Source organism: Actinomadura verrucosospora (genome assembly GCF_039540335.1).
GTDB lineage: Bacteria > Actinomycetota > Actinomycetes > Streptosporangiales > Streptosporangiaceae > Spirillospora > Spirillospora verrucosospora.
The window spans coordinates 79,456-105,020 of the sequence record NZ_BAABEV010000013.1 but is presented as its reverse complement, the minus strand read 5'-3'; the positions used below and the strand labels follow the sequence as shown (position 1 = coordinate 105,020).

Here is a 25,565-nt window from a genome sequence, read left to right as displayed (position 1 = left end):
ACGCCGCGGGCTCAGATGCTCCGCATGGCGCGCAGCGACTCCTTGAGCGAGCCCATGGTCGCGAACACGGCGGTGGGCTCGTAGCCGCAGTGCGCCATGCAGTTCGCGCACCGCTCGTCGCGTCCCCGCCCGTAGGCGTCCCAGTCGGTGGTGTCGAGGAGCTCCTGGTAGGTCGCGGTGTAGCCGTCGTCCATCAGGTAGCAGGGCCGCTGCCAGCCCTTCAGCGAGTACGACGGGATGGCCCACGCCGTGCACGGGAAGTCGACCTTCCCCTCCAGGAAGTCCAGGAACAGTGGCGAGTGGTTGAACCGCCACCGCTCGCGGCGCCCGTCGGCGAACGTCTTGCGGAACAGGGCGCGGGTCTCCTGCACGCCGAGGAAGTGGTCCTGGTCGGGCGCCTTCTCGTAGGCGTACGCGGGCGAGATCATCATCTGGTCGACGCGGAGCTCGTCGTTGAGGTAGTCGAGCACCTCGATGACGGTCTGCGGGGTGTCGGTGTTGAACACGGTCGTGTTCGTCGTGACCCGGAACCCCCGCTCCCGGCACATCCGGATCGCGTCCACCGCCTGGTCGAACACGCCCTCCTTGCAGACGGACGCGTCGTGCCGCTCGCGCAGCCCGTCGACGTGCACCGCCCACGCGAAGTAGCGGGACGGCCGGAACAGATCGATCTTCTTCGGGATCAGCGCGGCGTTCGTGCACAGGAACACGTACCGCTTCATCCGCACCAGCTCGGCGACCAGCTCGCCGATCCGCGGATGCATCAGCGGCTCGCCGCCCGCGATCGACACCATCGGCGCACCGCACTCGCGGACCGCCGCGACCGCCTGCTCGACCGGCATCCGCTGCTTGAGCACGTCCGCCGGATGCTGGATCTTGCCGCATCCCGCGCACGCCAGGTTGCACGCGAACAGCGGCTCCAGCTCCATGATCAGGGGGTATCTCGTCCGCCCCGCCAGCTTGTTGCGCAGGACGTACCCGCCGACGCGCAGGCTCTGGCGCAGTGGCATCGCCATTTAGGAGATCTCCTTCAGGTACCGGCCGAGCGCCGACAGCGGGAACACGAGCCGGTACAGGTGGTAGTTGATGTAGAAGTCGCCCGGGAAGCCGGTGCCGGTGAAGTGGTCCTCGTCCCACGTGCCGTCCGGCCGCTGGTGCTCGACGAGCCAGCGGACCCCGCGCTCGACGGCCGGTCCGTGCTCGCCGGCGGCCAGCAGGGCGAGCAGCGCCCACGCGGTCTGCGAGGGCGTGGAGGCGCCGTGCCCGATCCACGTCCGGTCCCGGTAGGAGCGCAGGTCCTCGCCCCACCCGCCGTCGTCGCGCTGGTGGCGCTCGAGCCAGGCGACCGCGTCGCGGATCGCCGGCTTGCCCGGCCGCACGCCCGCCGCGATGAGGGCGGGCACGACGCTGCCGGTCCCGTACACGTGGTTGGCGCCCCAGCGGCCGAACCAGGACCCGTCCGGCTCCTGCGCCTTCAGCAGCCACACGACGGCCCGCTTGACCACCTGCGAGTCGGCCATGCCGCGGTGGGACATCGCCTCCACCACGTGCGCGGTGACGTCGGCGGACGGCGGGTCGATCACCTCGCCGAAGTCGCAGAACGGCAGCCTGCGGCACAGGGCGCGGGTGTTGTCGGCGTCGAACGCGCCGAACCCGCCGTCCCGGGAGGCCATCCCCGCCATCCAGCGCACGCCCCGCTCGATCGCCGGCTCGGCCATCGGATGCCCGGCGCGGCCGAGCGCGAGGACGACCTCGGCGGTGTCGTCGGTGTCGGGGTAGCAGTCGTTGTCGAACTCGAACGCCCAGCCGCCCGGGGGGAGGTCGGGGCGCCGCACCGACCAGTCGCCGGGGCCCCTCACCTCCTCGCCGATCAGCCATTCGGCGGCCCGGTCCAGGGCGGGGTGCCGGGCGGGCAGGCCCGCGTCGGCCAGGGCGTTCATCGCGAGCGCCGTGTCCCAGACGGGGGACTGGCACGCCTCCAGGCGCCGCCCCCGGTCGTCGCGGATCGTGAACCGCTCCAGCCCGTCCAGGCCCCGCCGGACGATCGGGTGGTCGAGGCCGTAGCCGAGCAGGTGCAGCGCGAGCAGCGAGTACACCCAGGGCGGCTGGATCCCGCCCCAGGACCCGTCGCGTTCCTGCCGCGCGATGATCCAGTCGGCGGCGCGGCGCAGCGCGGCCCTGCGCACCCCCTTCGCCGGGCGCCGCTCGTACGCGTGCAGGGCCAGGTCGAGCGCCCCGAACGCCGCGTCCCACCCCGACAGGCCCCGGCGGCGCGCCGGGGGGACGTCGTAGCCGGGATACAGCTCGTCGAGCGAGAACGGCAGCGGCCGGACGGGGCGCAGCGCGGCCACCACCGTCAGCGGGACGATCGTCTGCCGCGCCCAGCACGCCCAGTCGTAGACGTTCAGCGGGAACCAGCGCGGCAGGAACATCATCTCCGGCGGCAGCACCGGCAGCCTCTCCCACGGCCAGCGGCCGAACATCGCCAGCCAGAACCGCGTGAAGACGCGGGTCGCGGGGATGCCGCCGCCGCCGCGGACGAAGGCGGCGGCGCGGACCATGTGGCCCGCGTCGGGCGGGTCGCCCGCGAGCCGCAGCGCGACGTACGCCTCGGCGGTCGTGGACAGGTCCGGCGGGCCGTCGTGGAAGTTCGCCCAGGTGCCGTCCGCGGCCTGCTGGGACCTGATCCAGCGCGCTGTCTCGCGGGTGTCCGCCTCGTCGCGGATGCCGAGGAACTCGCGCAGCAGCAGGTCCTCGGCGTCCATCGTCACGTTGGTCTGCAGCTCGCCCTTCCACCAGCCCTCCGGCGACTGGAGCATGAGCAGGTGGTCGCGGGCGGCCTCCAGCGCCTCGGCGGCCGACCTGGTCCGGGCCGCCCCGCCGGCGGCCGGCGGCTCCACGGTGACGGGCGCTCCCGCGGCGGGCGCCGTCCCGGGGGCCGGCTCTGTGGCGGGCTCTGGAGCGGGCTCTGTGGTGGGCTCTGTCGTCGTCATCAGTGGTCCCGGCAGGTGACGAAGTCGGCGATGTGCAGGAACTCGGCGCGGACGGCGTCCGGCAGCCGCGCGTTGAGCAGGTGCTCGGCGGCGCGCTGGATGCGGCTCTCCGCCTCCATCTCGGCCCAGGCGCGCCCGCCCGCCGCGTCCACCAGCCCGGCGGCCTCGGCCAGTTCCTCCGCGGCCGCCTCCTCCTCGGCGGGCAGGGGCCGCGCGTACAGCTCGGCCAGCCGCGCGGCCTCCGGCGACCCGGAGTTCAGCGCGGCGACGACCGGCAGCGACATCTTGCGGGACCGCAGGTCCGACAGCGCGGGCTTGCCGGTGGACTCCGGGTCGCCCCAGATGCCGAGCAGGTCGTCCACCAGCTGGAAGGCGATGCCGAGGTCCTCGCCGAACGCCTCCAGCGCGGCGCACAGCCGGTCCGGCGCGCCGTCCAGGACCGCCCCGATCGCGCACGAGCACGCGAGCAGCGCGGCGGTCTTGCCGGACGCCATCGTGAGGCACTCGTCCACGCCGATCTGCCTGCGCGTCTCGAAGTCCATGTCGAGGGACTGCCCGGCGACGAGGCGGCGGACGGCGGCCGCCAGCGCGCGGGCCGCCCTCGCCGACCCCTGGCCGGGCGCCTCCAGCAGGACCTCGCCGGCGAGGGCCAGCAGCGCGTCGCCCGCCAGGATCGCGGACGCGTCGCCGAACACGGTCCACGCCGCCGGGCGGTGCCTGCGCGTCCGGTCGCGGTCCATGATGTCGTCGTGCAGGAGGGAGAACGCGTGGGCCAGCTCGACGGCGACGGCGCCCGGCAGCCCGCTCTCCGGGGGAGCCAGCGCGGCCCGCGCTGACAGCAGCGCCAGGGCCGGGCGCAGCGCCTTGCCCGCCGGGGCCCTGCGCGGGTGGCCCTCCTCGTCGGTCCAGCCGAGATGGTAGGCCGCGACCCGGTAGGTGCGCGGATCGAGCCGCCCGACCGCGGCGCGCAGCGCCCCGTCGACCAGCTCACGGACATCGGTCAGCGAAACGGGCACGGCCGTCATCGGTCCTTCACCTTCTCCAGGTGGCGGCGGACCAGGCGGGCGGCGGTGAGACCACTGCGCACTGCTCCCTCCATGGTGTCGGGCCAGCCCGTGTCGGTCCACGCGCCGGCCAGGTACAGGCCCGGCGCGCGCGTCGCCGCGCCGGGGCGGGCGGCCGCGCTGCCGGGGCGCTGCCGGAACGTCGCGCGCCGCTCCCGCGTCACGAACACCTCCCGGACCTGCGCGCCCCACGCGGCGGGCAGCAGCCGCCGCAACTCGGGCACGAACCGCGAGCGCAGCTCGGCGGTCGGCATGTCGATCCACGGGTCGGCGGCCGACAGCGACACCGCGAGGTACTGGCCGCGGCGCAGCCCGCTGACCGCCGTCCGGTCGAAGACCCACTGGACGGGCGAGCCGACCGCGGCGGCGAACGGCGCGTCCATGACCCTGCGGTCGTAGACGACGTGCACGTTCACGATCGGGCTGGCGTCCAGCTCGGGCCAGCGCAGCGGGTCCGGCAGCGCCTCGGCGGGCAGCAGCCGCGCCGCCGCCTCGTGCGGCACCGCGATGACCACCGCGTCGGCGGCGATCGGCGTCCCGTCCACGACCACCTTCGGGTCGGCGGTGACGGACTCCACCCGGGCCTTCAGCCGGACGGTCCCGCCCATCTCCGCGATGCGCCGCAGCGCCGGGCCGCCGTGCAGCTCCTCCAGCGGGACGAGCGGCACCCCGATGTCGGCCGCGTCGGGGCGTCCGAACAGGGCCCGCCGGCACACCATCGCCGACAGGCCGAGCGCCGCGTCGTCCACCTCGGCGTTCAGCGCGGACGTGAGGAACAGGCCCCACAGGGCCTCCCGCGCCCACGGCCGCTGCCCGCGCTGCGCCAGCCACGCCCCGGCGGAGACCTGGTCGAGGACGGGGTCGGCGGGGTCCAGGCGCGCCAGCCCCAGCGCGGCGCGCACGGCCCTCAGCCGGTCGGCGGCCGACAGCGGCGCGTACCGGGCCAGCGAGGGCAGCAGGTGCAGCGGGCTCGGCAGGCCCGAGCGGCGCAGCCGCGCCGGCGGCGTGCCCGCCCGCAGGACGGGCACGTCGAACCGGTCCTGCACCTCGACGAGGTGGTCGGCGCGCAGCCGGTGCAGCAGCCCCTGGTACGCCGTGCAGCACCGCAGGAAGACGTGCTGGCCGTTGTCGACGCTCAGCTCGCCCCGCCCGAACGAGTGGGTGGCGCCGCCGAGCCACGGCCGGGACTCCAGCAGCGTGACCGCGACGCCTGCCTCTTGCAGCGCGATCGCCGCGCTGATGCCCGCGAGGCCCCCGCCCACGATGACGACGCTCACCGCTCCACCCCCGACAGCGCGCGCGCCGCCACCACGGCCTTCTGCCAGGTCGGCAGCGACATCCGCGCGTCCAGCGCGATCTGCGGGCGCGCGGCGATGTTCTCCAGCAGCCGCCGGTAGATCCCGGCCATCGCCGCCGTGCACGCCGCGCTGCGCCGGTCCAGCAGCGGCAGGAGCCGCAGCCCCTCGGCGTACCAGGCCCGCGCCCGCTCCGCCTGGAAGCCGATCAGCTCGTTCAGCCGCCACGGCGGGTCGATGAACGCGCCCGACTCGTCCAGCTTCAGCGTGCAGCCGAACCGCGCGAGGTCCTCGGCCGGGATGTAGGTCCGCCCCGCCAGCCGGTCCTCGCGCAGGTCGCGCAGGATGTTGGTGAGCTGGAGCGCGACGCCGAGCGAGTCGGCGAGGCCCTCGGCGCGCTGCCGGCCGTCGGACCCGAACACCCCGAGCGACAGCCGCCCGACCGAGCCCGCGACCCGCTGGCAGTAGCGCAGCAGGTCGTCGAAGGTCTCGTAGTCGGCGCCGCGCACGTCGTCCTCGCAGCCGTCGATGAGCTCCTCGAACGCCTCCAGGGGGATCGGGAACCGGCCCGCCGCGTCCGCCAGCGCGGTCAGCACCGGATGCCCCTCCAGCGCCCGGACGTCCACCCGCCGCCGCAGCACCTCCTGCACGGTCGTCAGCCGCTGCCGCGTCCGGTCCAGCAGGTCGAGCCGGACGCACGCCGGCTCCGGGCCGTCGCCGATGTCGTCGATGCCGCGCGCGAACGCGTACACCGCGCTCATCGCCCGGCGCTTCGGGGCCGGCATCAGCCGGATCCCGTAGGAGAAGTTGCGGGCCTCCTCGCGCACCACCCGCTCGCAGTGCCGGTACGCCCCGACCACCCGCTCGGAACTCTCGCACGTCTCCGAAACCGTCATCGCCCCCTCCTTCCAAGGGCGCGCGCCCACCCGGCCGGCAGTGCGGCCCGCCGTGGACGCAGCGCATGAGCGAGCACGTCGTACCGCCCGCGCTCCAGAGCCGACAGCGCGGCGCGCCCGCCGGCCACGTAGCCCGCCACGGCGATGCGCGCCCATCCCGTCAGGTCCGCCAGCAGCGGCGCGGCGCCCCCGTCCAGCAGCTCGCGGGCGCGGCCGGCCTGCAGCGCCAGGACACCGCGCAGCCGGGTCGGCGTCACCGGCCGCGCGAGGTCCTCCTCGGCGCAGCCGAACCGGCGCAGGTCCTCGCCGGGCAGGTAGATCCGGCCGGCCCGGTAGTCCTGCCCGGCGTCCTGGCAGTGCTCGACGATCTGCAGCGCCGTGCAGACGTCGTCGGACGCGGCCGCGAGGCGCGGGGTGTGCGCGCGGAACAGATGCAGGACGATCCGTCCCACCGGCGCGGCGGACAGCGCGCAGTACCCCTTCAGGTCGGCGAACGTCTCGTACCGGTGGACGGTCTGGTCCTGCCGGTTCGCCTGCACGAGGTCGCGGAACGGCTCCTCGGGGATCCGGTGCGCGTGCACCGTCTCCGCCAGCCTCCGCAGCTGCGGCAGGGCGGGCGTCCGCCCGGCGAACACGCGGTCCAGGTCGTCGTCCACGAGTCCGAGCAGTTTGGGCCGCTGCTCCGGCGGGGCCTCGTCGCCGATGTCGTCGACGAGCCGCGCGAAGCCGTAGACGGCCCGCAGGGCGGCGCGGTGCCGGGCGGGCAGGACCCGCGCGGCCACCGGGAAGTTCTCCCGGGCGGCGAGCCGGTCCAGCGCGCGATCGTGCTCCTCGGCGCTCCAGGGCGGTTCAATGATCACCTAGAGGAGATCGACCGGTCCGGCACGAGAGAAACTCTGGCCCAGGTATGGACTTATTTAAACGGGCCCGTGTCCGAGGCTGAACCGTTCCAGGGACCACGGCGTCGCGCGGGCCGCTCGGTAGCCTCGGAACATGCCGACCCATGAGCGCGAGATCACCGAGCCCGTCGACCTGTGCACGCCGGACGGGCGGCTCGATCCGCGGGCGGTCGGCTGGACGCGGCGCCCGCTGCACCGCGCGAACCTGCGCGGGTGGGGGCGGGCCAAGCGCTGGGAGTACTGGGGCCTCGTCACGCCCCGGCACATCGTCGGGCTGGTCGCCTCGTCGCTCGACTACGCCGCGGTCCACGGCGTGTACGTGCTGGACCGCGGGACGGGCGAGGAGATCTCCCGGGACGGGGTGGTCCCCTTCGCGCGCGGCGCGGTGTTCCCCGACCGCAGCGGCTCCGGGGAGGCGTCGGTGCGCGGGGCGGGCTTCGCGGTCGGCGTCCGGCAGGACCCGTCCGGCTCGCGGCTGCGGGCGCTGGTCCCCGGGGTGGTGGACCTGGACGTCCGGGTCCCGCTGCCGGACGGCCACGAGTCGCTCGGCGTGGTGGTCCCCTGGAGCGACCGGCGCTTCCAGTACACGGTCAAGGACGTCGGGCGCCCCGTGCACGGGCGGCTGCGGCTCCCGTCCGGCGACCACGAGATCGGGGACGGCGCGTTCGCCGTCCTCGACCACGGGCGCGGCAAGTGGCCGTACCGCATGACGTGGAACTGGGCGGCGGCGAGCGGCCCCGGCCTGGCCCTGCAGCTCGGCGGCACATGGACCGACGGCACCGGCATGACGGAGAACGCGCTGTTCATCGGCGGCCGGCTGCACAAGATCGGCGACGAGCTCGACTGGTCCTACGACCGCGGCGACCGGCTGCGCCCCTGGACGATCCGCGGGCCCCGCGTCGAGGCCGAGTTCCGGCCCTTCCACGAGAAGGTCGCGCGGACGGAGCTCGGCGTCGTCGGCAGCGAGACCCATCAGTGCTTCGGCCACTTCAGCGGCCGCGCCCAGGCCGACGACGGCACCTGGCTCGACTTCGACGGCCTCACCGGCTGGGCGGAGGAGGCCCGCCAGCGGTGGTGAGCCGCGCCGCGTCCCCCCGCCGCGACCATGTCCGGAATTTGCAGATCGTGTCGTAGACGAACACGTTGGCCACTCGCGTCCTTTTCGAGATCAAGCGCTGATGTGATGCGAAGAGATCGGCCGTTCGGGGGGTGTCAGAAAGAGTCACGCTGAAAGGGGACCCTGTGAGACTCACCGCCATCGCGCTGCTCGCATCCGCTCTCGTCTTAGGAGGGACGGCTCCGGCCGCGGCCCAGCACCGGGCACCGGACTCGTCCGCCGTCGTCCGCACCGACCTGGGGTTGGTGCGAGGCCAGGTGCGGCAGGACCACCGCCTGTTCCAGGGCATCCCGTTCGCCGCGCCGCCGACGGGGGACCGGCGCTTCAGGCCGCCGCAGCCGGCGCGGCCGTGGCAGGGCGTGCGCGACGCCACCTCCCCGCGCGGCCAGTGCGCGCAGCTTCCCGCGCCTTACGGGGGTGAGACGAGCTACGAGGAAGACTGCCTCTATCTGAACGTCACCACGCCGGACCGTGCGCAACGCAAGCACGGACTGCCCGTCATGGTGTGGGTGCACGGCGGCGGCAACACGACCGGTACCGCGAGCATCTACAACGCCGCCAAACTGGCCGTGGAAGGCGGCGTCGTGGTCGTCACGATCAACTACCGCCTCGGCGCGTTCGGCTGGCTCGCGCACCCCGGCCTGGAGTCCGGCGCCGACCGGCGCTACCAGACGGGCAACTACGGCCTGCTCGACCAGCAGGCGGCCCTGCGCTGGGTCCAGCGCAACGCCGAGGCCTTCGGCGGGAACCCCGGAAACGTCACGCTGTTCGGCGAGTCCGCGGGTTCGTGGAACGCCTGCGCCAACCTCGCCTCTCCCGCCGCCGCGGGCCTGTTCCACAAGGTCATCGCGCAGAGCTACTCCTGTACCGCGCCCGCCCGTACGGAGTCCTCGGCCGAGGCCGAAGGGGTGACGATCGCCAAGGCCATGGGATGCGACAAGGGCTCGGACGCGGCCGACGCCGCGTGCCTGCGCGCGACGCCCGTCAAGACGGTGCTGGAGACCTTCGAGGCCAAGGCCACGGACGCGGGTCCTGTGGCGGGCGGCGACCGCGTCCTTCCCCTGCAGCCTGAGCAGGCGATCGAACGGGGCCGCTTCAACCGGGTCCCCGTGATGCACGGCAACACGCTGGACGAGATGCGCCTGTTCGTCTCCCTCTCCTACCCGGACCCCATCACCGCCGCTCAGTACGAGGACATCGTCCGCTCCGTCTACGGCGCCGACGCCGGCAAGGTACTGGCCCGCTACCCGGCGGGGGCCTACCCGGAGCCCAGGATCGCGCTGGCGACGCTCCAGACGGACTCCAACGAAGTGCTCTCGGCGTGCGTGCACCAGAACGCGTTCCGCCTGCTCGACCGCGCGGGCGTCCCGGTGTACGCGTACCAGTTCGCCGACCGGGGCGCTCCGCCGCTGCTCGACGTCCCCGGCTTCGAGGAGGGCGCCGAGCACGCCAGCGAGCTGACGTTCCTGTTCCCGGGGCTGATCGGCACGCTGACCCCGGCGCAGCAGCGGCTCTCCACCGCCATGGTGGGCTACTGGACGTCCTTCGCCCGCGACGGCAGGCCGCAGGCCCGTCAGGCGCCGCACTGGCCGCGCTTCCGCTCCTCGGGCGACGTCCTGTCCGTGGCGCCTGACGCCGTTCACCGCACCGACACCGCCACGACCGCGAACTGCTCTTTCTGGAACTCTCTCTGACCCGGCGCGCGGCCGCCCTCGGCCGTCCGGGCACGAACGACCTCGGCCCCCCGCCGTGGATCTTCTGGCTCAGGTAGAGCCCGCACCCCCTGAGGACGGGTGCGGCCGGTGGAACCCCCTCCGGCCGCACCCGTCCTGCTTGTCGTGCCCGGGGCCGCCCCGCCGGGGACAAGTAGCTTGATGTCGAGATAAAATGAAGATAGCTTGACGTCGAGAGAAAACCGGCGGAAGTTAGGCGGCCCTGATTCCCGGTCAGGAGTCCGACTAAGGCAGGATCAAGGGAGACGAAGCTCCCGTCCCGCCGCGCGCCGTCCCGCGTCGGCCTCGGGGACGGGCCTTACTGAAGATCAACCCAGCGCCGCGCGCTCATGTCCCGGACCGGACGCGCGGTGGCGACGGAGGAGGAGTCCGTGTCCGCGAACAGCTTCGGCAGTCTCGACAAGCTGCAGGTCGGCGACAGGTCGTACGACATCTACCGGCTGGACGCCGTCGAGGGCTCGGCCCGTCTCCCGTACAGCCTCAAGGTGCTGCTGGAGAACCTGCTGCGCACCGAGGACGGCGCCAACGTCACCGCCGACCACATCCGCGCGCTCGCCCAGTGGGACGCGAAGGCCAAGCCGAGCAAGGAGATCCAGTTCACCCCCGCCCGGGTGATCATGCAGGACTTCACCGGCGTGCCGTGCGTGGTCGACCTGGCCACGATGCGCGAGGCGGTGCGCGACCTCGGCGGCGACCCGACCAGGATCAACCCGCTGGCGCCGGCCGAGATGGTGATCGACCACTCGGTGATCGTCGACTACTTCGGCTCGCCGGACGCCTTCGAGCGCAACGTGCAGCGCGAGTACGAGCGCAACAAGGAGCGCTACCAGTTCCTGCGCTGGGGGCAGACGGCGTTCGACGAGTTCAAGGTCGTCCCGCCCGGCACCGGCATCGTCCACCAGGTGAACATCGAGCACCTGGCCCGCGTGGTGTTCGACCGGGGCGGGGTCGCCTACCCCGACACCTGCGTCGGCACCGACTCCCACACGACGATGGAGAACGGCATCGGCGTGCTCGGCTGGGGCGTCGGCGGCATCGAGGCGGAGGCCGCGATGCTCGGCCAGCCGATCTCCATGCTCATCCCGCGCGTCGTCGGCTTCAAGCTGACCGGCGAGATGCCCGCCGGGACGACCGCCACCGACCTGGTGCTCACCATCACCGAGATGCTGCGCGAGCACGGCGTCGTCGGCAAGTTCGTCGAGTTCTACGGCGAGGGCGTGCAGGCGCTGCCGCTGGCGAACCGCGCCACGATCGGCAACATGAGCCCCGAGTTCGGCTCCACCTGCGCGATCTTCCCGATCGACGACGAAACGCTGAAGTACCTGCGCCTCACCGGCCGCGACGAGGAGCAGATCGCGCTCGTCGAGGCCTACGCCAAGGCGCAGGGCCTGTGGCTCGACCCGTCGGTGGAGCCGGAGTTCTCCGAGTACATGGAGCTGGACCTCGCGACGGTCGTCCCGTCGCTGGCCGGCCCGAAGCGCCCGCAGGACCGCATCTCCCTGTCCGAGGCCAAGCAGACCTGGCGGCGGGACGTGCTGAACTACGCCGAGAGCATCCAGGGCCCGGCCGACGAGGCCTCCAGCGAGTCGTTCCCGGCCTCGGACTCCCCGGCGATCAGCGGCGACACCGACGGCGACAAGCCGCGGCAGCACGGCTCCAACGGGTCCGAGCGCCCGCACAACCCCGTCCCGGTCACCCTGGACGACGGGACGTCCTTCGAGCTCGACCACGGGCACGTCGCCGTCGCGGCCATCACCTCCTGCACCAACACCTCCAACCCGTACGTGATGATCGGGGCGGCGCTGCTGGCGAAGAACGCGGTGGACAAGGGCCTGACCCGCAAGCCGTGGGTGAAGACCTCCCTCGCGCCCGGATCCCAGGTCGTCACCGACTACCTGGAGCGCGCCGGCCTCACCCCGTACCTCGACAAGATCGGCTTCAACCTGGTCGGGTACGGCTGCACCACCTGCATCGGCAACACCGGCCCGCTGCAGCCGGAGATCTCCAAGGCGGTCAACGACAACGACCTCGCGGTCACCGCTGTCCTGTCGGGCAACCGCAACTTCGAGGGCCGCATCAGCCCCGACGTGAAGATGAACTACCTGGCCTCGCCGCCGCTGGTCATCGCCTACGCGCTCGCCGGGACGATGGACATCGACATCCTGAACGACCCGATCGCCGAGGGCGACGACGGCCCGGTCCGCCTGGCCGACATCTGGCCCGCGCCGGAGGAGGTCGCCGCGATCGTCGAGTCGTCCATCGGGCAGGAGATGTTCACCGAGAGCTACGCCGACGTCTTCAAGGGCGACGACCGCTGGCGGAACCTCGACATCCCGACCGGCGACCTGTTCGAGTGGGACGCCGCGTCGACCTACGTCCGCAAGGCGCCGTACTTCGACGGCATGGGCGCCGAGCCGGAGCCGGTCGCCGACATCCACGGCGCCCGCGTCCTGGCCAAGCTCGGCGACTCGGTCACCACCGACCACATCTCCCCGGCCGGGTCCATCAAGGCCGGCACGCCCGCCGCGCGGTACCTGGAGGACAACGGCGTCGCGGTCAAGGACTTCAACTCCTACGGCTCGCGCCGCGGCAACCACGAGGTCATGATCCGCGGGACGTTCGCCAACATCCGGCTGCGCAACCAGCTCCTGGACGGCGTCGAGGGCGGCTACACCCGCGACTTCACCCAGGAGGGCGCGCCGCAGGCGTTCATCTACGACGCCGCGCAGAACTACGCGGCGCAGGGCACCCCGCTCGTGGTCGTCGCGGGCAAGGAGTACGGCTCCGGCTCGTCGCGCGACTGGGCGGCCAAGGGCACCGCGCTGCTCGGCGTCCGCGCCGTCATCGCCCAGTCCTACGAGCGCATCCACCGCTCGAACCTGATCGGCCTCGGCGTCCTGCCGCTGCAGTTCAGGGACGGGGAGTCGGCCGAGTCCCTCGGCCTCACCGGCACCGAGACGTTCGACATCACCGGCGTCACCGCGCTCAACGAGGGCGGGATCCCGGAGGAGGTCACCGTCAGGGCCGACGGCAAGGAGTTCGCCGCGGTCGTCCGCATCGACACCCCCGGCGAGGCCGACTACTACCGCAACGGCGGCATCCTCCAGTACGTCCTGCGGAACCTGCTCCGCAAGTAGTCCGCACCCCGAAACGGGCCGCCTCCCCACCGGGGGGCGGCCCGTTCCGTACGGTCGGCAGGATCGCCTGCGCCACGTCCTCGGGACGCCCGACGCGCTCGCCCGCGCGCTCGCCGCCCAGGTCGCGGCTAGCGCGGCCGGCACGGGGTAGTGGTCCCTGGAACCCCTTCCGCGATCGACGACAAGGAAGCCATGCACAAGATCGGTGAACTGGACGTCTTCCCGCTCTGCCTGGGCGGCAACGTCTTCGGCTGGACGGCGGACCGGGAGCGCTCGTTCGAGATCCTGGACGCCTACGCGGCGGCCGGCGGCGACTTCCTCGACACCGCCGACTCCTACTCGGCGTGGGTGGAGGGCAACCGCGGCGGCGAGTCCGAATCGATCATCGGGGAGTGGGCCGAGTCGCGGGGCAACCGCGACGACCTCGTGATCGCGACCAAGGGGGGCAGGCACCCCGAGCACCAGGGCCTGTCCGCGGCGACGATGAGGGCGGCCGTGGACGACTCGCTGCGGCGGCTGCGCACCGACCGCATCGACCTGTACTTCACCCACTTCGACGACCCGTCGGTGCCCGTCGAGGAGATCATGACGACGCTGGACGCCCTGGTCGCCGCCGGCAAGATCCGGCAGATCGGGGTGTCGAACATCGAGCTGGACCGGCTCCAGGCCTCCCTGGAGTTCGCCGAACGCGAGGGGACGGCCCGCTACGTCGCCATCCAGCCCGAGTACAACCTCGTCTCCCGCGGCTCCTACGAGGGACCGCGACGCGACCTGGCCGAGAAGTACGGGCTCGCCGCCGTCCCGTACTACGGGCTGGCGTCCGGCTTCCTCACCGGGAAGTACCGCCCCGGGTCCACGGTGGACAGCGCGCGCGCCGGAGGCGCGGCGCGGCACCTGGAGACCGAGCGCGGGCGCGCCGTCCTGGCGGCGCTGGACATCGTCGCCGAGGAGCAGGGCGTCCCGGTCGCGACGGTCGCCCTCGCCTGGCTCGCCGCCCAGCCGACCGTCGCCGCGCCCATCGCGAGCGCCCGCACCCTGGAGCAGCTCCCGCCGCTCGTGGAGGCCGCCCGCACGACGCTCACCGCCGACCAGCTCGACCGCCTGACCGCCGCGTCCGCCTGACCGCGGTGTCCGGCTGACCGGGCGGTAGGCTCACTCGGCGTGCCACCTGTCGATTTCGTCCTGATCGGCGGCCTTGCCGCGCTGGCCGGCGCGATCGTGCAGGGCAGCGTCGGCCTCGGCGTCGGGCTGGTCGCGACGCCGATCGTGACGATGCTGTACCCGTCCCTGATGCCGGGCGCGATCCTCGTCATCGCGCTCGTGCTGCCGTTCGCGACGCTCGCCCAGGAACTGCGGCACGCGGACCTGCGCGGGCTCGGCTGGGCGTTCGCCGGCCGCCTCGCCGGCACGCCGGCCGGCGTGTGGCTGGTGGCGGCCGCCCCGGACCGCGTCCTCGGCGTCGTGATCGGCGTGGTCGTCCTCGCCGCGCTCGCCCTGACCGCCTGGACCGCGGACCTGCCGCGCAACCGCCGCACGCTCGCCACCGCCGGCGTCATCTCCGGGACGACCGGCACCGCCTCCGGCATCGGCGGCCCGCCGATCGCGCTGCTCTACCAGCGCGAGAGCGGCCCCCGCGTCCGCGCGACCCTGGCGGTCTTCTTCATCGTCGGCGCCCTGCTGTCGCTCCTCACCCTCGCCGCCGCCGGCCGCCTCCCGGCCCGGCAGGTCGTCGCGGGCGCGGAGCTGGTCCCGTTCGTGTTCGCCGGGTTCCTCGCCGCCGGCCCGCTGCGCCGCTACCTGGACGCCGGGCGCCTGCGCGTCGCGCTCCTCGCCGTCGTCGGGACGTCCGCGGTGGCGCTCATCGTCCGTAACCTGATCTGATGCGCCCCACCAAGGCCGACCTGGAGGCCGCCCGCGACCGCGTCATCCCCGACGTCCTGCCCGAGGCCCCCGGGACGCTCCGTGTCCTGTTCTGCGGCATCAACCCGGGCCTGTACTCGGGGGCGACCGGCCGCCACTTCGCCCGTCCCGGCAACCGCTTCTGGCCCGCGCTGCACCTGTCCGGCTTCACCGACCGGCGGCTGCACCCGTCCGAGCAGGACCTCCTGCCCGGCTACGGCCTCGGCATCACCAACCTGGCGCCGCGCACCACCGCCCGCGCCGACGAGCTGACCGAGGCGGAGCTCCGCGAGGGCGGGCGCCGCCTGGCCGCCCTCGTCGAACGCCACCGCCCGGCCTACCTGGCCGTCGCGGGCGTCACCGCCTACCGCACCGCCTTCGCCCGCCCCCGGACGCGGATCGGCCCGCAGGACGAGGACTTCGGCCCCGCGCGCCTGTGGGTCCTGCCCAACCCGAGCGGCCTCAACGCGAGCTGGCCCCTCGACCGCATCGCCGCCGAGTTCGCCCGCCTCCGCGAAGCCGCCGAAGCCCTCAGAGCCTCCTGAGGATCCTTCTTCCGCTCAGGTGGCGTTGTGCAGGGCGGCGCTCGCGAACATCGTCTCGACCTCTTTGAGGAGGCTGGGGGTGGGCTGCCACAGGTCCGTGCGGCCCAGGGCGACGATGGGGCGGGGGAGGGCCCGGATGCCGGACAGGAGCCAGTGGTGGGAGGCCGAGTCGGCCCAGGGGCCGCAGTCGCAGGAGGCGCCGCGGACGGCGGCGGAGCAGACGTCGTCGAGTTCGGCGACCGCGATGACGGCGCCGATCGTGGCGAGCGGGTCGCGCGGGTCCCAGCCGGCCGCCTGGACCAGCGGGGAGTCGCACGCCTTCAGGTCGACGCGCATCGAGGCGTGGATGAGGAGGGGACCGCGGTAGGCGGTCGGGAAGCTCTGGTTCGCCACGCTCTTGCCACCACGCGCGATCGCGAACGCCCAGGGCTGCTGAACACTCATCGCCTGCACGCGGTCACCTCCGTTGTCCGCCCGGTCCGTTCGCCCCCGGGATCGCCGGGACGCCCGGCGACGGACGCCGGGTGTCGTACGACGATGCCCGAGAGGCTAGGCGCATCCCGCAGGAATTGCCAACGCACAAGGCGAAAGGGTCCTTGTCCGTCATGGGCCTTTCAACCCATGAGGTGGTTGATCACCCATGTGACGCTTGAGGTCGATATGCGGTTGACGCGCCGGTGGAATTCTCAGCCCTTCAACGCGCCCGCCATGAGGCCGCGCATGAAGAACCGTCCGAGGAGCAGGTAGACCAGGAGGGTCGGCAGGGACGCGAGGAGCGCCTCGGCCATCTGCTGGTTGTACTGGACGGCCACGGCCCCCGAGCCGGCCGTGTTGTTCAGCATCACCGTGACCGGCCAGCTGTCGGGGGCGCCGAGGAACACCGCGAACAGGAAGTCGTTCCACATCGAGGTGAACTGCCAGATCAGCGTCACCGCGAACGCCGGCGCCGACACGGGCAGGACGACCGACCAGTAGGTGCGGAGCATCCCGGCGCCGTCGACGCGGGCCGCCTCGACCAGCTCGTCCGGGATCGTCACGTAGTAGTTCCGGAAGATCAGCGTGCAGATCGGGATGCCGTACACGACGTGCGCGAGGACGAGGCCGCGGATCGTGCCCACCAGTTCCATGTCGGTGAGCAGGCCCGCCAGCGGGATCATCACCGCCTGGTACGGGATGAACATGCCGAACAGGAACAGCGTGAAGACGACGTCCGCGCCCGGGAACCGCCATTTGGACAGCACGTAGCCGTTCAGCGAGCCGAGCACCGCCGAGATCAGCGACCCCGAGACGGCGATCTTGACGCTGTTCACCAGGCCGGGCTTCAGCGCGTCCCACGCCGAGCTCCAGCCGGACGTGCTCCACTGGCCCGGCAGGTTCCACGCGCTGCTCGGGTCCGCCTCGTCCAGCGGCTTGAAGCTCGTGACCACCAGCACGTACACGGGGATCAGGAAGAGCACGACGAACGCCAGCAGGACGGCCAGCTTGACGGCCCGCCAGGCGCCGGACGACCTCCCCGGCTCCGCCGCCGCGCCGCGCCGCCCGCCCGCCGCCCGGCGCCGCGCCGGCGCCGGGGACGCCTCCACGCCCGTCATCGCGTCCGCTCCGTCCGCACCGACCAGACCAGATAGGGGATCACCAGCACGGCCACCGCGAGCAGCAGGTAGGTGGCGATCGTGGCGCCGTTCGCCGGGTCGTGCCGGTCGAAGATCTCGACATAGGCGGCCACGGCCGGCACATAGGTGATGATCTGCTTGCCCGCGATCGCCATGATCAGGTCGAACACCTTCAGCGAGATGTGCCCGAGGATGATCAGTGCGGACAGCGTCACCGGACGGAGCTGCGGGAACACCACGTACCGGTACACCTTCCACTCGGACGCGCCGTCCACCCGCGCCGCCTCCCGCAGCTCGCCGGGGACGCCGCGGAAGCCGGCGAGGTACAGCGCCATGACGTACCCGGACATCTGCCAGATCGCGGGCAGGGCCATGGCCGCCATGCCCCAGTCCGGGTCCTGCCACCAGCTGTTCGCCAGCGCGCCGAGGTGCAGCTTGCCGAACAGCTGGTTCAGGCCGACCGCGCGCTCCGGCGGCGCCGGGTTCATCAGCCAGCGCCACACGACGCCGCTGGCGATGAACGACACCGCCATGGGGAACAGGTAGACGACGCGGAAAGACGCCTCGCCCCTGATGCCCTTGTCCATCAGGAACGCCAGGAACGCGCCGAGCACCAGGGCGCCGACGACGAAGACCGCCGTGAACAGCAGCGCGTGCTTCACCGCGCCGGGCCAGCTGGGCTGGTCCCACAGGTCGACGAAGTTCCTTCCCTTGTCGAACCCGTACTCGGTGACCTCGTCGTGCTTGCCGCTCACCGCGACCCGCGTGTTCCAGAAGATGAGCCCGTAGACGAACAGGCCGATCGCGACGATGGACGGCGAGACCAGCAGCAGCCCGGGCAGCCACCTGCGGCTACGGGCCCACCTGGAGCCGGAGGGCCTCACTGGCCGCTGTTCTTGGCCGCGCTCACCAGCCCCTGCTGCAGCTTGGCGACGTCCTTGTTCTGCAGGAAGAGGCCCACCGCCGTGTCGATGTCGGTGTGCTGCTTCTTACTGGCGTTGACGCCGTGCCAGAACGAGCCCGCCAGCTTGATGCCGGGCTTGTTCCACTGCTCGAACGCGTACTGGAGGTAGCCCTTGTAGAGGCTCTTGTCGGCGTCCTTGCGGGCGGGGACGGATCCCTTCTTCGGGTTGAACAGGTCCTGCCCCTCCTTGCTGGACACCTCCTTCAGCCACGCGAGGGCCCCGCCGCGGTGAGGCGCGTTCTTGGGCAGGGTGAAGCTGTCCGACAGCCACAGGTAGGTGCCGTCGGTGCCGGGGGAGGGCGCGTACTTGAAGTCGGTGTCGAGCTTCTTGCCGAGCCCGTTGGGGGCGCTCCCGGTGAAGTACCCGTACGCCCAGTCGCCCATGATGTTGAACGCGGCCTTGCCGTCGACGACGGCCTTCGCGGCGCCCTGCCAGTCCGTGGACGCGGCCTCCAGCGTCGTGTACTTCATGATTTCGGCGTAGTCGGTGAGCGCCTTGGTGACGGCCGGGCTGCCCCAGTCGGCGCCCGGCTTCCACAGCGCGTTGTAGGCGTCGGTGCCGAGGTCGCCCAGCAGGACGTTCTCCAGCAGGTGGTCGGCCGTCCACTGCGCGCCGAGCGACAGCGGGACCTTCTTGGTCTTGTCCTTGACGGCCTTCAGCGCGGTGATGAAGTCGGCGATCGTCGCGGGCGGCCCCGAGATCCCGGCGTCCCTGAGGATGCCCGGGTTGTACCAGAGCATGTTCGACCGGTGGATGTTCACCGGCACCGAGTAGATCTTCCCCTGGTAGCTGATCTGGTCGAGGAGCTGCTGCGGGTAGACCGACTTCAGGTTGTTCTCGTCGTAGAAGGAGTCGAGCGGCTCGATCTGCCCGGCCTTGATGTAGTCGAGCAGCTCGGCGCCCGCGTGGCCCTGGAAGGAGTCCGGCGGCTTGCGGTTCTGCAGCCGGCTCGCCAGCACGGCCTGGGCCTGGGTGCCGGATCCGCCGGCGATGGCCGCGTTGACGAACTTGGTTCCGGCGTTCTTCTTCTCGAAGTCGGCCTGCATCGCGGCGAGCCCGTCCGCTTCGCCCGGACCGGTCCACCAGGAGAAGACCTCGACCTGGGATGTGTCGTTGGAGCCCTTGTCGTCGCTGCCGCCGCAGGCCGACACGGCGACGGCGGCCGTCATGGTCAACGCCGCGACCGCCGTCCAGCGGCGCCGGGGAGCACGTACTCGCATCGTCCGTCCCTTCGGTTGCACCGAGAAACAAGCGTCTGCTTGGACGGACGGACGGTCAACACCGGACGCCGAATAGTGATCTTTCGGTGATGCGCGCCACACCGGCCCGGCCCGCGCCCCGCCGGGCGCGGCCCGGGCGCGGCCGCCCCCGGCTACCAGCCGAGGGCGGGCGGCAGGCCGGCGCGGCCCGCGTCCGGCCAGTCGAGCGGCGTGCCGAGCGGCGCCAGTTCGGCCAGCTGGAGCCGGTACCAGGGAGAGGACTCGGGCTTTCCGGTCAGCTCCAGGCACTGCTCCCACGTCCACCACTCGGCCCGCTCCACCTCCTCGGGATTCGGGTGGACGGCCTCGCCCGCGGGGACGACGGCGCGCACGACCGGGCAGCGCTCGTGCTCGACCGTCCCGTCGTCGGCCACGGCCCGGTACTGGAACCGCGGCAGGACCGGGGTCAGCGTCGCGTCCTGGATGTCCAGCTCGTCCTGCAATCGCCGGAGCACGGCGTCGCGCAGCTTCTCGCCGGGGCCCGGATGGCCGCAGCAGCTGCCCGTCCAGACGCCGGGGAAGGTGCGCTTCCCGAGGGCGCGCTGAGTGATCAGCACACGACCCTCCGTGTCTGTGACATAGCAGGAGAAGGCCAGGTGGTACGGCGTGTCTCTATGGTGGCTGGCGCTCTTGGGCGCGGTTCCGACGGCCTCGTCGTCCGCGTTGAGCAGCACAATCTCTTCGACGCCCATGCTCTTTTCCTACCTCATCCCTCGCACCGGGGTCAGTCTTTTCACACCCCCCGGGCGGGTGGTCTGCGGCGCGTCGCGGGCGAACCGGGATTAAACTCGGAACGGCCCGAGCCAGGGGAGACCGAATCCCCGACGGAGGAGTTGAAACGAGTGAGCTTGCTGGAGTCGATCACGGGTCCCGACGACCTCAAGCGACTGGACGCCGCTCAGCTGTCTCGGCTCGCGGAGGAGATCCGCGAGTTCCTCGTCCAGGCGGTCTCCAAGACCGGGGGGCACCTGGGGCCCAACCTGGGCGCGGTCGAGCTGACGATCGCGCTGCACCGCGTCTTCGACTCGCCGCACGACAAGATTCTCTTCGACACGGGCCACCAGGCCTACGTGCACAAGATTCTCACCGGCCGGCACGACTTCGAGCTGCTGCGCCAGCGCGGCGGCCTGTCGGGCTACCCGAGCCGCGCCGAGTCCGAGCACGACATCATCGAGAACTCGCACGCCTCGACGGCCCTGTCCTACGCCGACGGGTTCGCCAAGGCGTTCCAGCTGCGCGGCGAGGACGACCGCGCCGTCGTCGCGGTCGTCGGTGACGGCGCGCTGACCGGCGGCATGTGCTGGGAGGCGCTGAACAACATCGCCGCCGGCGTCGACCGCCCCGTCATCGTCGTCGTCAACGACAACGGCCGCTCCTACTCGCCGACCATCGGCGGCCTCGCCTCGCACCTGGCCGACCTGCGCGTCACCCAGGGCTACGAGAACGCGCTCGACCTGATCAAGAAGACGGTGCCGCGGGCGCCCGTGGTCGGCAACGTCGCCTACGAGGCGCTGCACGGCATCAAGAAGGGCCTCAAGGACGTCCTCCAGCCGCAGGCCATGTTCGAGGACCTCGGCATGAAGTACGTCGGCCCGATCGACGGCCACGACGAGGACGCCGTCGAGCGGGCGCTGCGCCGCGCCCGCGGGTTCGGCCGCCCGGTGATCGTGCACTGCATCACCACCAAGGGCCGCGGCTACGCCCCCGCCGAGAACGACACCGAGGACTGCATGCACGGCGGCGGCGCGTTCGACCCCGCCACCGGCAAGTTCGTCACCGGCAAGGGCGGCCCCGACTGGACGAAGGTCTTCGGCGAGGAGATGGTGGCGATCGGGCGCGAGCGCCGCGACGTCGTCGGCATCACCGCCGCGATGCTCTACCCGGTCGGGCTCGCGCCGTTCGCCGAGGCCTTCCCCGACCGCATCTTCGACGTGGGCATCGCCGAGCAGCACGCGGTCACCTCCGCCACCGGCCTCGCGATGGGCGGGCTGCACCCGGTCGTGGCGCTGTACGCCACGTTCCTCAACCGCGCCTTCGACCAGGTCCTGATGGACGCGGCGCTGCACCGCCAGCCCGTCACCTTCGCCCTGGACCGCTCCGGCGTGACCGGCAGCGACGGCGCCAGCCACAACGGCATGTGGGACCTGTCGATCCTGCAGCTCGTCCCGGGCCTGCGCATCGCCGTCCCGCGCGACGGCGCCCGGCTCCGCGAGCTGCTGCGCGAGTGCGTGGCGGTCTCCGACGGCCCGACCGCGATCCGCTACCCCAAGGGCCCGGCCGCCGCCGACGTCGAGGCGGTCGGCAAGGCCGGCGGCATGGACGTGCTGGCCCGCCACGACGGCTCCAACGGCGCCCGCGTCCTCATGGTCGCGGCCGGTTCGATGGCGACACCGGCGGTCGAGGCGGCGGAGCTGATCGCCGCGCAGGGCATCGGCGTCACCGTCGTCGACCCCCGGTGGGTCAAGCCGCTCGACCCGGCGCTGCTCGACCTCGCCCGCGAGCACACGCTCGTCGCCGTCGCCGAGGACAACGGCCGCACCGGCGCCGTCGGCGACGCGGTGGCCCGGCTGCTGCGCGACGCCGGCGTCGACGCGCCCCTGCGCACCTTCGGCATCCCGCAGGAGTTCCTCGACCACGCGTCCCGGGGGCAGATCCTCGCCGACATCGGCCTCACGCCGCAGGCGCTGGCGCGCGACGTGACCGAGTCGGTGGCCCGCCTCACCGCCGAGGCCGACGAGCCCGCCACCTCCGACGAGCGCTCCTAGCCGCCCTCGGCGGACAGCAGCCGCCACGCGTGGGTGATGGACGCGCCGGACGTGCCGAGGTCGCGTCCGAAGTACGTCCATCGCCCGCGCAGGCACCAGGGGCGCCCCGCGCCGTCCTGGACGTAGACCTGGAGCGGGAAGCACGCGTCGTGCGCGCGGATGACCCCCGCCGGGTCGACCGAGGGCGCCAGCCGGGGCATGCCCTCGCAGCGCACGCCCATGACGGACGTGCGCGGATCCTGGCGCAGGAGACCTCGCGTCAGGTCGTACACGAGTACGGAGACGTAGTCGGGTCCTAGCCACCTGAGGTCGGGGACCGTCTCGGGTGGGGGGAACCCGTGCAGTTCAGGACCGCCGGTCACACGCGCACCGTAGCGTCCGGGTCACCTTTGCGTCACTAGTTTCCCGGCGGGGACTTCGGAAGGATCACGCGGAACCCCGGCAGGCGGACCGCATCGCCTCCCAGCGGGCGAGCTTGACGCGCTCCCCGCGGTCGAGGCTGCGGGCGAGGGCGACCTCGGCGGCGTCCAGGTTGAGCCAGTCGTCGTAGGTGACGACGGGCAGCCCGCGCGACTCCAGCAGCTCCTCGATGGTGCGCTCGGGCGCCGTCCCGGCGTCCGCGAGGTCCTCCAGCAGGTTGCGGACGGTCTCGGCGGCGTCGGACTTGTTGGTCCCGACGACGCCGGACGGCCCGCGCTTGATCCAGCCGGCGACGTACTCGCGGGGCACGAAGGCGCCGTCCGGGCCGACGATGCGGCCGCCCTCGTTCGGGACGACGAAGGAGCGCTCGTCGAACGGGACGCCCTCCAGCGGGACGCTCTGGTAGCCGACGGAGCGCAGCACCATGCCGACCGGAAGCGTCTCGAACTCGCCGGTGCCGGTGACGCGGCCCGACTCGTCCAGCCGGGTCTTCTCCAGCTTGAGGCCCTCGACGCGGTCGGTGCCGAGGATCTCGACGGGGGCGCGCCAGAACCGCACGTCGATGTGGCGGGCGCGGCCGGGGGCGGGCTCGTCCGTCCAGGCGCTCAGCGCCTTGATGTTGCCGCGGACGTGCCGGTCGCTCTCGGCCAGTTCCACGCTCGCCGGGTCGAGCTCCATGTCCCGCGGGCTGACGTGGATGCTCGCGTTGGGCAGCTCGCCCAGCTCGCGAGCCTCCTTCGTGGTGAACTTCGCCTGCGCCGGCCCGCGCCGCCCGATCATGTGGACGCGCCGGACCCGGCTGCGCGACAGCGCCTCGATCACCTGCTCGGGGACGTCGGTGGCGCGCAGTTCGGCGGCCGTCTTGGCCAGGATCCGCACGACGTCCACGGCGACGTTCCCGACCCCGACCACCGCGACCTCCTCGACCGACAGGTCGAACGCGTGGTCGGCGGCGTCGGGGTGCCCGCAGTACCAGTTGACGAAGTCGGTGGCGGCGATGCTGCCGGGCAGGTCCTCGCCGGGGATCCGCATGTGCCGGTCGATCATCGCGCCGGTGGAGTAGACGACGGCGTCGTAGCATCCGAGCAGGTCGTCGCGGGTGACGTCGCGGCCCAGCTCGACGCACCCGAAGAACCGGACGGCCGGGTTCTCCAGCACCCGCTGCAGGTACCGGGCGATCGACTTGATCGAGGTGTGGTCGGGCGCGACGCCGTAGCGCACCAGCCCGTACGGCGTCGGGAGCCGGTCGAAGACGTCCACCCGCACGTCGTCGCCGGCCTGCTTCACCAGGGCCTCGGCGGCGTAGATCCCCGCCGGCCCCGACCCGATCACCGCGACGCGCGCTGGAGGTGCCATGCGCGCCATTGTGCACACCCGTCGGTCGAAAGGACACCGTGACTCCCGTCACGGCGGGGCGGTGTCAGGACTTGGAGGGAATCTGCTCCGCCCGACGGCCCACCCTGCTGTTGCGGTACCCGTAGGCGGCGTAGACGACACCGCCCACGACCATCCAGGCGAGGAACCGCAGCCAGGTCTCCACCGGCAGGTTGATCATCACGAACAGGCAGGCCAGCACCGACAGGATCGGGATCACCGGCACCCAGGGCGTGCGGAACGCGCGGGGCAGGTCGGGGCGGGTGCGGCGCAGGATCATCACGGCGATCGAGACGACGAGGAACGCGAACAGCGTGCCGATGTTGACCAGTTCGGCCAGCTCGGCGAGCGGGATGAACCCGGCGAGCACCGCGACGATCACGCCCATGATGATGGTCGCGCGGTAGGGGGTGCCGAAGCGCGGGTGGACGGCCGAGAGCCAGGGCGGCAGCAGGCCGTCGCGGCCCATCGCGAAGAAGATGCGGCTCTGCCCGAGGAGCAGGATGAGAACGACGGTGGTGAGCCCGACGACCGCGCCGATGCTGATGATCGTGGCGAAGACGGGATGGCCGACGGCCTTGAACGCGTCCGCGAGCGGCGCGGCGACGCTCAGCTCCGTGTACTTCTGCATGCCGACGACGACGCTCGCCACGGCCGCGTACAGGACGGCGGTGATGATGAGGGAGCCGATGAGCCCGATCGGCAGGTCCCGCTGCGGGCGCCGCGCCTCCTCGGCCGCGGTCGCGACGATGTCGAAGCCGATGTAGGCGAAGAACACGATGGCGACGGCCGAGAAGATGCCGAGCCAGCCGTAGCTGACCGGCGCGTGGCCGGTCATGACCTGGATCAGCGGCGCCTTGAGGCCCTCCACGCTCGGCGTCGGCTGGGACGGCGGGATGAAGGGGTGGTAGTTGGCGCCCTTGACGAAGAACAGCCCGGCGAAGATCACCAGCAGCACGATGGCCACCTTGATCGAGACGACCACCGCGTTCACCCGCGAGGAGATCTTGACGCCGAGGACGAGCAGCGCGGTCACCACCAGCACGAGGCAGATGGCCGGGATGTTCACCGTCCCGCCCTCGCCCGGCGGGGCCGCGAGCGCCGTCGGGATCGTGACCCCCGCGTCGTCCAGCAGCGAGGCGAAGTATCCCGACCAGCCGACCGACACCACGGCCGCGCCGAGGGCCATCTCCAGGATGAGGTCCCAGCCGATGATCCAGGCGGGGAACTCGCCGATCGTGGCGTAGGAGAAGGTGTAGGCCGAGCCGGCGACCGGGACGGTGGAGGCGAACTCGGCGTAGCAGAGCGCCGCGAGGCCGCACACGACGGCCGCGAGGATGAACGACAGCGCGACCGCCGGACCGGCCTTGTCCTTGGCGACCTCGCCGGTGAGCACGAAGATGCCGGTTCCGATGATCACGCCGATCCCGAAGACCGTCAGGTCGAACGCCGACAGGTCACGGCGGAGCCGGTGCTCGGGCTCCTCGGTGTCCCTGATCGACTGCTCGACCGACTTCGTGCGCAGCACGTTCAATTTCGGCGCCCCCCTCGTCTCCGGTGCACGGCATACGACCGTCAGCCGTATGCCCAT

Annotated in this window: 21 protein-coding genes; 7 read left to right on the top strand and 14 right to left on the bottom strand. The window is 72.4% G+C overall.

Annotation, left to right across the window (positions count from 1 at the left end):
- Window positions 1–11: 11 nt before the first annotated feature.
- Genes hpnH through hpnC form a run of 6 tightly spaced genes read right to left on the bottom strand, consistent with a single transcriptional unit; the run spans window position 12 to window position 7,108 of the window.
- Entirely contained in the window at window positions 12–1,016 is a 1,005-nt protein-coding gene (hpnH, locus tag ABD944_RS16955; RefSeq protein ID WP_345177463.1) for an adenosyl-hopene transferase HpnH, read from the bottom strand.
- The gene (gene shc, locus ABD944_RS16950) at window positions 1,017–2,993 is read right to left on the bottom strand and encodes a squalene--hopene cyclase (RefSeq protein ID WP_345177460.1); all 1,977 of its coding nucleotides are present in this window, start codon (window positions 2,991–2,993) and stop codon (window positions 1,017–1,019) included.
- On the bottom strand, window positions 2,993–4,018 hold the full coding sequence (locus ABD944_RS16945; RefSeq protein ID WP_345177457.1) for a polyprenyl synthetase family protein: 1,026 nt from the start codon (window positions 4,016–4,018) through the stop codon (window positions 2,993–2,995). The genes shc and ABD944_RS16945 overlap by 1 nt, the downstream gene beginning before the upstream one ends.
- Complete coding sequence (gene hpnE, locus ABD944_RS16940) at window positions 4,015–5,334, bottom strand: hydroxysqualene dehydroxylase HpnE (protein WP_345177454.1); 1,320 nt, start codon at window positions 5,332–5,334, stop codon at window positions 4,015–4,017. The genes ABD944_RS16945 and hpnE overlap by 4 nt, the downstream gene beginning before the upstream one ends.
- Window positions 5,331–6,248 carry a phytoene/squalene synthase family protein gene (locus tag ABD944_RS16935; RefSeq protein ID WP_345177451.1) on the bottom strand — a complete coding sequence of 306 codons (918 nt, stop codon included), beginning with the start codon at window positions 6,246–6,248 and terminating at the stop codon, window positions 5,331–5,333. Before ABD944_RS16935 ends, hpnE begins: the two co-directional genes overlap by 4 nt.
- A complete protein-coding gene (hpnC, locus tag ABD944_RS16930; RefSeq protein ID WP_345177449.1) occupies window positions 6,245–7,108 on the bottom strand; it encodes a squalene synthase HpnC in 864 nt (287 codons plus the stop codon). The genes ABD944_RS16935 and hpnC overlap by 4 nt, the downstream gene beginning before the upstream one ends.
- 133 nt (window positions 7,109–7,241) lie before the next feature.
- Between hpnC and ABD944_RS16925 the strand changes: the two genes are divergently transcribed.
- From ABD944_RS16925 to mug, 6 genes are all read left to right on the top strand, one after another.
- Window positions 7,242–8,225 carry a DUF2804 domain-containing protein gene (locus tag ABD944_RS16925; RefSeq protein WP_345177445.1) on the top strand — a complete coding sequence of 328 codons (984 nt, stop codon included), beginning with the start codon at window positions 7,242–7,244 and terminating at the stop codon, window positions 8,223–8,225.
- Between the two features lie 164 nt (window positions 8,226–8,389).
- The gene (locus ABD944_RS16920) at window positions 8,390–9,958 is read left to right on the top strand and encodes a carboxylesterase/lipase family protein (protein ID WP_345177442.1); all 1,569 of its coding nucleotides are present in this window, start codon (window positions 8,390–8,392) and stop codon (window positions 9,956–9,958) included.
- 410 nt (window positions 9,959–10,368) lie between these two features.
- Window positions 10,369–13,134, top strand: a complete 2,766-nt coding sequence (locus ABD944_RS16915) for an aconitate hydratase (protein WP_345177438.1) — start codon at window positions 10,369–10,371, stop codon at window positions 13,132–13,134.
- Between the two features lie 192 nt (window positions 13,135–13,326).
- Window positions 13,327–14,256: an aldo/keto reductase gene (locus ABD944_RS16910; protein ID WP_345177436.1), complete on the top strand. Its 930-nt coding sequence runs from the start codon at window positions 13,327–13,329 to the stop codon at window positions 14,254–14,256.
- 39 nt (window positions 14,257–14,295) lie between these two features.
- Window positions 14,296–15,015, top strand: coding sequence for a sulfite exporter TauE/SafE family protein (locus ABD944_RS16905; protein ID WP_345177433.1), 720 nt, complete (start codon window positions 14,296–14,298; stop codon window positions 15,013–15,015).
- Window positions 15,015–15,578, top strand: coding sequence for a G/U mismatch-specific DNA glycosylase (gene mug, locus ABD944_RS16900; protein WP_345177432.1), 564 nt, complete (start codon window positions 15,015–15,017; stop codon window positions 15,576–15,578). Before ABD944_RS16905 ends, mug begins: the two co-directional genes overlap by 1 nt.
- A 15-nt stretch (window positions 15,579–15,593) precedes the next feature.
- Here mug and ABD944_RS16895 read toward each other — a convergent pair whose 3' ends face one another.
- From ABD944_RS16895 to idi, 5 genes are all read right to left on the bottom strand, one after another.
- The gene (locus ABD944_RS16895; protein WP_345177430.1) at window positions 15,594–16,022 is read right to left on the bottom strand and encodes an ASCH domain-containing protein; all 429 of its coding nucleotides are present in this window, start codon (window positions 16,020–16,022) and stop codon (window positions 15,594–15,596) included.
- A 242-nt stretch (window positions 16,023–16,264) separates the two neighbouring features.
- A complete protein-coding gene (locus tag ABD944_RS16890; protein ID WP_345177429.1) occupies window positions 16,265–17,170 on the bottom strand; it encodes a carbohydrate ABC transporter permease in 906 nt (301 codons plus the stop codon).
- Window positions 17,167–18,075 (bottom strand): carbohydrate ABC transporter permease, encoded by a 909-nt coding sequence (locus tag ABD944_RS16885; RefSeq protein ID WP_345177427.1) that lies wholly within the window; start codon window positions 18,073–18,075, stop codon window positions 17,167–17,169. The genes ABD944_RS16890 and ABD944_RS16885 overlap by 4 nt, the downstream gene beginning before the upstream one ends.
- Window positions 18,072–19,376, bottom strand: coding sequence for an ABC transporter substrate-binding protein (locus tag ABD944_RS16880; RefSeq protein WP_345177424.1), 1,305 nt, complete (start codon window positions 19,374–19,376; stop codon window positions 18,072–18,074). The genes ABD944_RS16885 and ABD944_RS16880 overlap by 4 nt, the downstream gene beginning before the upstream one ends.
- 152 nt (window positions 19,377–19,528) lie before the next feature.
- The gene (gene idi / locus ABD944_RS16875) at window positions 19,529–20,107 is read right to left on the bottom strand and encodes an isopentenyl-diphosphate Delta-isomerase (RefSeq protein ID WP_345177421.1); all 579 of its coding nucleotides are present in this window, start codon (window positions 20,105–20,107) and stop codon (window positions 19,529–19,531) included.
- Between the two features lie 150 nt (window positions 20,108–20,257).
- Here idi and dxs point away from each other — a divergent pair, with 150 nt between their 5' ends.
- Window positions 20,258–22,180: a 1-deoxy-D-xylulose-5-phosphate synthase gene (gene dxs / locus ABD944_RS16870; RefSeq protein ID WP_345177418.1), complete on the top strand. Its 1,923-nt coding sequence runs from the start codon at window positions 20,258–20,260 to the stop codon at window positions 22,178–22,180.
- On the opposite strand, the gene ABD944_RS16865 is transcribed toward dxs, so the two are convergent.
- From ABD944_RS16865 to ABD944_RS16855, 3 genes are all read right to left on the bottom strand, one after another.
- Window positions 22,177–22,542: a hypothetical protein gene (locus ABD944_RS16865; RefSeq protein ID WP_345177417.1), complete on the bottom strand. Its 366-nt coding sequence runs from the start codon at window positions 22,540–22,542 to the stop codon at window positions 22,177–22,179. The genes dxs and ABD944_RS16865 overlap by 4 nt on opposite strands.
- A gap of 64 nt (window positions 22,543–22,606) precedes the next feature.
- Entirely contained in the window at window positions 22,607–23,956 is a 1,350-nt protein-coding gene (locus ABD944_RS16860) for an FAD-dependent oxidoreductase (protein WP_345177415.1), read from the bottom strand.
- Between the two features lie 64 nt (window positions 23,957–24,020).
- Window positions 24,021–25,508, bottom strand: a complete 1,488-nt coding sequence (locus ABD944_RS16855) for an amino acid permease (RefSeq protein ID WP_345177413.1) — start codon at window positions 25,506–25,508, stop codon at window positions 24,021–24,023.
- Window positions 25,509–25,565: the final 57 nt, after the last annotated feature.

Coding starts and splice junctions, on each gene's coding strand:
- ABD944_RS16910 (WP_345177436.1), top strand. CDS start 13,327: ATGCACAAGATCGGTGAACTGGACGTCTTCCCGCTCTGCCTGGGCGGC.
- ABD944_RS16860 (WP_345177415.1), bottom strand. CDS start 23,956: ATGGCACCTCCAGCGCGCGTCGCGGTGATCGGGTCGGGGCCGGCGGGG.
- mug (WP_345177432.1), top strand. CDS start 15,015: ATGCGCCCCACCAAGGCCGACCTGGAGGCCGCCCGCGACCGCGTCATC.
- hpnH (WP_345177463.1), bottom strand. CDS start 1,016: ATGGCGATGCCACTGCGCCAGAGCCTGCGCGTCGGCGGGTACGTCCTG.
- ABD944_RS16890 (WP_345177429.1), bottom strand. CDS start 17,170: ATGACGGGCGTGGAGGCGTCCCCGGCGCCGGCGCGGCGCCGGGCGGCG.
- ABD944_RS16945 (WP_345177457.1), bottom strand. CDS start 4,018: ATGACGGCCGTGCCCGTTTCGCTGACCGATGTCCGTGAGCTGGTCGAC.
- idi (WP_345177421.1), bottom strand. CDS start 20,107: ATGGGCGTCGAAGAGATTGTGCTGCTCAACGCGGACGACGAGGCCGTC.
- ABD944_RS16925 (WP_345177445.1), top strand. CDS start 7,242: ATGCCGACCCATGAGCGCGAGATCACCGAGCCCGTCGACCTGTGCACG.
- ABD944_RS16935 (WP_345177451.1), bottom strand. CDS start 6,248: ATGACGGTTTCGGAGACGTGCGAGAGTTCCGAGCGGGTGGTCGGGGCG.
- ABD944_RS16880 (WP_345177424.1), bottom strand. CDS start 19,376: ATGCGAGTACGTGCTCCCCGGCGCCGCTGGACGGCGGTCGCGGCGTTG.
- shc (WP_345177460.1), bottom strand. CDS start 2,993: ATGACGACGACAGAGCCCACCACAGAGCCCGCTCCAGAGCCCGCCACA.
- ABD944_RS16895 (WP_345177430.1), bottom strand. CDS start 16,022: ATGAGTGTTCAGCAGCCCTGGGCGTTCGCGATCGCGCGTGGTGGCAAG.